Source organism: Streptomyces sp. SolWspMP-5a-2 (assembly GCF_900091845.1).
GTDB classification, from domain to species: Bacteria; Actinomycetota; Actinomycetes; order Streptomycetales; family Streptomycetaceae; genus Streptomyces; species Streptomyces doudnae.
The window spans coordinates 1-6505 of sequence record NZ_FMCI01000187.1 but is presented as its reverse complement, the minus strand read 5'-3'; the positions used below and the strand labels follow the sequence as shown (position 1 = coordinate 6505).

4 protein-coding genes and 1 pseudogene are annotated in these 6505 nt (G+C 71.9%); 2 read left to right on the top strand and 3 right to left on the bottom strand.

The window, feature by feature from the left end; genetic code table 11:
- Together GA0115242_RS19235 and GA0115242_RS19230 are read left to right on the top strand one after the other, a co-directional pair.
- Positions 1 to 1850 (top strand): annotated as a pseudogene (locus GA0115242_RS19235) (D-alanyl-D-alanine carboxypeptidase); the annotation flags it as partial.
- A gap of 190 nt (positions 1851 to 2040) precedes the next feature.
- Positions 2041 to 3906, top strand: coding sequence for a hypothetical protein (locus GA0115242_RS19230; protein WP_093830110.1), 1866 nt, complete (start codon positions 2041 to 2043; stop codon positions 3904 to 3906).
- Between the two features lie 25 nt (positions 3907 to 3931).
- On the opposite strand, the gene GA0115242_RS19225 is transcribed toward GA0115242_RS19230, so the two are convergent.
- The 3 genes from GA0115242_RS19225 to GA0115242_RS19215 all read right to left on the bottom strand — a co-directional run.
- Positions 3932 to 4441 (bottom strand): glutathione peroxidase, encoded by a 510-nt coding sequence (locus GA0115242_RS19225; RefSeq protein ID WP_093830108.1) that lies wholly within the window; start codon positions 4439 to 4441, stop codon positions 3932 to 3934.
- Positions 4442 to 4530: 89 nt separating this feature from the next.
- Positions 4531 to 5415, bottom strand: a complete 885-nt coding sequence (locus tag GA0115242_RS19220; RefSeq protein ID WP_093830106.1) for a carbohydrate ABC transporter permease — start codon at positions 5413 to 5415, stop codon at positions 4531 to 4533.
- A partial coding sequence (locus GA0115242_RS19215; RefSeq protein WP_237549155.1) for a carbohydrate ABC transporter permease occupies positions 5412 to 6505 on the bottom strand: 1094 nt, incomplete at its 5' end. The genes GA0115242_RS19220 and GA0115242_RS19215, both read right to left, overlap by 4 nt.

Below are 6505 nucleotides of genomic sequence, written 5' to 3'. Positions count from 1 at the left end.
ACGCCCCGGCCGAACCCGCCAAGCCCACGTCCGAACCCGCGAAGCCCACGTCCGAACCCGCGAAGCCCACGTCCGAACCCGCCAAGCCCGCGCACCCCGCCGGTGACGCCACGGCCGCGCCCGCCGAGACCCCCGGCGAGGACACCCCCGCCAAGTCCGCGAGCGCCCCCGCCGATAAGGCCCCCGCCCCCGGCGCGGCCGTCACCCCGGGCGCGGACGACGACGTCCCTGACGACGCCGACACGGACGCCGACGCCGACGCGGCCGACACGGACGCCGACACCGATGTCACCCCCGACGGCGACTCCGGTGCCGACTCCCCCGGGGAGCCCGGTGCCGACCCCGGCCCCGAACCGCTCGACCACCCCACCGCCGTCTTCAAGGCCGTCCGGCCGCCGAAGCCCGAGGTGGACCAGCCGACCACCATGCTGAAGCTCGGCACCGGTGCCGAGCGGGCCAGCAAGTTCGTCGCGCTCAAGCCGCTCGACGAGCCGCCCGCCCGCACGCCCGCCGAGGCCACCGCCGCCGTGCCGCAGGTCGGCCCCGAGCTGACCCGGCAGCAGCCGCTGCCGCCGAAGCCCCCGCTCGACCTGCTGGCCGAGCTGACGAACACCCCGCCGCCCCCGCAGACCCCGGTCCGCACACTGGTCAGGCGGGTCAAGATCTGGACCCCGCTGGTCCTGCTCCTGATCCTCGTCTTTGCGATCGCGCAGGCTTTCCGCCCGCTGCCGACGCCCACCCTCGCGCTCACCGCCGAGGACTCCTACACCTTCGACGGCAGCCGGGCGCAGCTCCCCTGGCCGTCCGAGGGCCAGGGCAGCCTGGACGTGAACGGCATCGGCACGATGGGCGCCTTCGGCAAGCAGACGCCGGTCGCCATCGGCTCCGTCGCGAAGGCCATGACGGCGTACGTCGTCCTCAAGGACCACCCGATGAAGTCGGGCTCGGACGGCGCGAAGATCACGGTGGACGCCCTCGCGGAGAAGGAGGGCGGCTACGACAAGGACGGCGAGTCGACGCTCAACACCGTCAAGACGGGTGACGTCCTCACCCAGCGGGACGCGCTGTCGGCCATCATGATCCCGTCGGCGAACAACATCGCGCGGCTCCTCGCGCGCTGGGACTCCGGGTCCGAGGCGGACTTCATCAAGAAGATGAACTCCACCGCCGAGGAGCTGGGCATGAAGAACACCACCTACACCGACGCCTCCGGCCTCAAGGAGACCACCGTCTCCACCGCCGAGGACCAGGTGAAGCTGGGCAACGCCCTGGTGCGCATCCCCGCCCTGATGGAGATCACCAAGCTGCCGAGCTGGAAGGACCCCTCGGGCCAGACCTGGCAGAACTACAACCGCCTGGTCCCCTACAACGGCGCCCTCGGCATCAAGACCGGCACCACCACCAAGGCGGGCGGCAACCTGCTGTTCGCGGCCACCAAGGACGTCGACGGGCAGACCGTCACCGTCGTCGGCGCGATCCTCGGCCAGCACACCGCGCCGATCATCGACACCGTCAACCAGGTCAGCAAGACGGCGATGATCGCCGCCCAGGACGCGCTGAAGTCGGCGAAGATCCTGAAGAAGGGCGACGTCGTCGGGTATGTGGACGACCAGCTCGGCGGCCACACGCCCGTCGTCGTCACCAAGGACGTCAGCGCGGTCGGCTGGTCGGGGCTGAAGGTCAGGCTGTCCTTCGACGCCGACGACGTCCCGCACACCGCGAAGGCCGGCACCACCGTGGGCACGCTCACCGTGGGCGACGGGGACGGCGGCGCTGTCAAGGTCCCGGTCCAGCTCCAGAGCGAGCTGGCCGAACCGGGCCTCGGCGCCAAGCTGACCCGGATCACCTGATCCCTCGCGCAGCCCGCCGGGACGCCCACCGCGGCGCCCCCCGGCGGGCTGCGTGCTAGCGTCACGAAACGGGGCAGGCCGTCGCGCACGGGACGCGACCCGGTGACCCCCGGGACGTGGCCGCGAACGGGCGGACGACGACGGCCGCCCGCGCCAGATGAAGACGGGACACCACGGGGAGTGCCTACAGGTGGCCACTGCGGAGCCGACACGTGCCGACGACGCCGAACCGGGCCCGGGAACCGGCCCACGAATACGCGTGCCCGCGGCGGGCGGTGAGAAGCAGGACCCCGGCCGCGACAGCGGCCCCGGCGCCCCCGCCGGACCCCTCACCCGCGCGCTGCTCGCCCTGCGCGAGCGGCTGCTGCGGCACCCGGTGCTCTCCGTCACGGCCCTGGCCGGACTCCTGCACATCGTCTGGTTCTTCACGTTCGCGAACAGTGGCGGTGACCTCGCGGCGCAGGACGCGTGGGCCGAGTTCGTCGGCCGCCACCCCGACTCCGCGTACAACCTCGCCTGGTACGGCGGCATGCACCCGGTGTCCTACAGCGTGGTGTCGCCCTACCTGATGTCGCTGCTGGGCGTACGGACGACGATGATGATCGCCGGCACCGTCTCCGCCGGGCTGCTGACCATGATCCTCATCCGCAGCCGCTCGGTGCGCAATCCGCTCTGGGCGTCCCTCGCCGGCGTCTTCGCCTTCCTCTGCAACGCGGCCTCGGGCCGGGTCACCTTCGGCCTCGGCACGGTCTTCGCGCTGGGCGCCGTCGCCGTCGTCTTCTGCTGGCCCCACCGCTGGCGCCACAAGCGGTGGGCCAAGGCGCTCTGCGCGGCGCCGCTCGCCGCGCTCGCCACCATGTCGTCCCCGGTGGCCGGTCTCTTCGTGGGCCTGGTCGCGGTGGCGATGTTCCTCCAGAAGCGCCGCCCCGGCGCCTGGGCGCTCGGCCTGGCCCCGGCCGCCGTGGTCGCCGTCTCGGCGTGGCTGTTCCCGTTCTCCGGCACCCAGCCGATGAAGTTCGGCTCGGTCGTGCTGCCCTTCCTCTTCGCCGTCCTGGTGGTGTTCCTCGTCCCCAGGGAGTGGACGACGGTCCGGCTGACCTCCGGGGTGTACGCGCTCGGGGTCCTCGCGGTCTGGGTGGTCAGCTCCCAGATCGGCTCCAACATCACCCGCCTGGCGATGCTGTTCGGCGGGGTGGCCCTGGTGGCGGCGCTGCCCTTCACCGTCCGCGGCTCCCGCAAGTGGTACACGACCGCGCTCGCCGCCGCCGTCTTCACCGGCTGGATCGGCTACAAGTCCGTCGACGACGTCGTCCACACCACCCCGACCGCCTCCTGGGCCCGCGAACTGGCGCCCCTCGTCAACGAGTTGCAGAAGGTCGGCGCCGAGAAGGGCCGGGTCGAGGTGGTACCGGCTGCCTCGCACCGGGAGGCGTCCGCGCTCGCCCCCTACGTCAACCTGGCCCGCGGCTGGAACCGCCAGGCCGACATGGAGCGCAACCCCCTCTTCTACGACGACACCCTCAACTCCGCCAACTACCACGAGTGGCTCCAGCGGTGGGCCGTCCACTTCGTCGTGCTGCCCAAGGACCAGCCGGACGGCGACGGCGGCGAGCGCGAGCGCGAACTCGTCCAGCGCGGGATGCCGTTCCTCAGCCAGATCTGGGGCGACGCCAACTGGCAGCTCTTCCAGGTCACCGACCCGGCCCCGCTCGCCGAGCCGAACGCCGTCGTCGACCGCGCCGAGCAGGGCGAGATGACGATGCGGGTGAAGAAGGCCGGACGCGTCCTCATCCGCATCCCGTACTCGCCGTGGCTGAGCATCGTCGACGCCGACGGCAAGAAGCTCCCCCCGCCCCAGGAGACGGAGGAGTCCAAGCACCGCGGCGACGGCACGGCCAGGACCTACGACAACGTCAACGGCTGCCTGACGGAGACGGAGAAGGACGCCAAGGGCGACAAGTGGACGATGCTGGTGGCGCCGAAGGCGGGCACCTACCGGCTGGCCGCCCCCTACACGGTCCCCCGGGGAACCCCCTGCCCGGACGAGCTGAAGTGACCGGGCGGGGGCGGGCCGGGGCGGGTCAGCCGAGCTGGCCCTCGACGGCGGCGACGACCTCGGGGGAGTCCGGCTCGGTCTGCGGGGAGAACCGCGCGACGACCGCGCCGTCCCGGCCGACGAGGAACTTCTCGAAGTTCCAGCGGATGTCACCGGTGTGGCCCTCGGCGTCGGCGAAGCCCACCAGCCGCTCGTAGAGCGGGTGCCTGCCCTCGCCGTTCACCTCGACCTTCTCGGTCAGCGGGAACGTCACGCCGTAGGTCGCCGAGCAGAACTCCGCGATCTCCTCGGCGCTGCCCGGCTCCTGCCCGAGGAACTGGTTGCAGGGCACCCCGAGCACGGTGAAGCCGCGGTCCGCGTAGCGCTCCTGGAGCCGCTCCAGGGCCGAGTACTGCGGGGTCAGGCCGCACTTGGAGGCCACGTTCACGATGAGGACGGCCCGGCCCGCGTACTGGCCGAGGTCCGCCGAACCGCCCTTGAGGGCGTCGATCCGCACGTCGAGGGGTGCGGTGCCTTCGGTCTCTGAAGTCGTCATGAGCGGATGCTAACGCCGTCCGGCGCGGGCCCGGAGAGCGGGCCCGCGCCGGACGCACGGGAGGCGGCGCCGTACCGCGCCGCCACCCGCTACTCCTTCACCGCGCCCGCGTTGGCGCCCTGCACGAAGTAGCGCTGGAAGCAGAAGAACAGCGCCGCCACCGGAAGCGTCGCCAGCAGCGCCGCCGCCAGCTTCAGCGGGTACTGCGTGCCGCCGCCGAGCCCGCCCGAGACCATCCGGGCCAGCCCCACGGTGAGCGTCTCGTACTCGCTGGACTGGGTGGAGACCAGGAAGTGCGTGAACTCGTTCCACGACCCCTGGAAGGAGAGGATCGTCAGCGTGAGCAGAGCCGGGCGGGCCATCGGCAGCACCACCGACCAGAACGTGCGGAACACGCCCGCGCCGTCCACCCGCGCCGCCTCCTCGACCTCCCTCGGGACCGACTCGAAGAACTGCTTCATGATGAAGATCCCGGCCGCGTCGACCATCAGCGGCAGGATCATGCCGGTGTAGGTGTCGAAGAGACCGAAGGTGTTCAGCACCAGGAACCGCGGGATCAGCAGCGCCACGTTCGGCACCGCCATCACCGCGAGCACGAAGCCGAACAGCACCCCGCGGCCCCGGAACCGCAGCCGGGCCAGCGCGTACCCGGCCATCGCGTCGAACAGCACCCGCCCCGCCGTCACGAAGACCGCGACGAACGCCGAGTTGCCCAGCCAGCGCAGGAACGGGACCCCGCTCGCCGACCGGCTCAGCCCGAACAGCCGCTGGTAGGCGGCGGTGGTCGGAGTGGTCGGCAGCAGGCCGAGCGGGTGCGCCGCCGCGTCCGGGTCGGTCTTGAAGCCCGTCACCAACTGGAGCACGAACGGCAGCAGGTACAGCAGGCCCACCGCCGCCACGGCCGTGTAGCCCAGCACCCGCAGCGGACGGGCGAAGCGGGGGAGGACCGGCGACGCCGGGGTCGGGCTGCTCATCGGCTCCTCCGGTTGCGGGGCGCGCGCTCGCGCAGCAGGTAGCGCTGCGCGGCGGTCATGGTCAGGATCAGCGCGAGCAGGATGAACGCGATGGCCGCGCCCTGCCCGAAGTCGGCGTCGTCGAACGCGGAGGAGTACGAGAGGAACGCCGGGGTGAGCGTGGTGTTGCCCGGCGCGCCCTGGCTCATCACGTACACCTGGTCGAAGACCTGCCAGGTGGAGATCAGCCCCAGGGTGAGGACCAGGAAGAGGACCGGCCGCAGCGCGGGCAGCGTCACGTACCGCAGCATCTGGCGCCGGTTGACCCCCTCGATCGCGGCCGCCTCCTCCAGCTCGCGCGGGATGTCCTGGAGCGCCGCGAGGAAGATCAGCATGAAGGTGCCGGACGTCGTCCAGACCGCGAGCAGGATGATCGTGCACATCGCGACCGACGGCCCGGCCAGCCACTCGAACCAGGACAGGCCGAGGAAGGAGTGGTCGGCGAGCGGACCCGTCGGGTGCCCGGTGTCGACCAGCCCGAGACCGCCCAGGAGCATGCTCAGCACACCCCGGGGATCGTTGAACCAGTTCGGCCCCTTCACCCCGATCCAGGACAGCGCCGTGTTGACCGCGCCGCTGCCCTGGAACAGGAAGAGGAAGATCGTGGAGACCGCGATCGAGCTGGTCACCGACGGGAAGAAGAACGCGGTGCGCAGCGCCGAACGGGCCCGCAGCAGACGCTGGTTGACGATCAGCGCCAGCCCGAGCGCGAGCACGGTCTGCACCGGCACCGTCAGCAGCACGTAGTAGGCGTTGTTGCGCAGCGAGGTCGCGAACAGCGTCCGGTCGAGGCCGTCGTCGACCAGCAGGGCCCGGTAGTTGTCCAGACCGGCGAACTTCGCCTGGCCGCTGAACGGGTTGGACTGCCCGTCCCAGTGGAGCAGGCTCACCCACAGCGCCATCAGGATCGGCAGGACGAGGAAGAGGCCGAGCACGATCACCATGGGGCTGACGAAGAGCCAGCCCCAGGCACCTTCGCCGCGGCGCCCCGCACGCGGGGCTTGGTCGGCGCGGGGCGCCGCGGCAGGGCCGGGCCCGCCGGACGCGTCAG

What these genes read in the sequence shown, in the direction of transcription:
- GA0115242_RS19225 (WP_093830108.1), bottom strand. Translation starts at nt 4,441, where the DNA reads ATGACGACTTCAGAGACCGAAGGCACCGCACCCCTCGACGTGCGGATC.
- GA0115242_RS19220 (WP_093830106.1), bottom strand. Translation starts at nt 5,415, where the DNA reads ATGAGCAGCCCGACCCCGGCGTCGCCGGTCCTCCCCCGCTTCGCCCGT.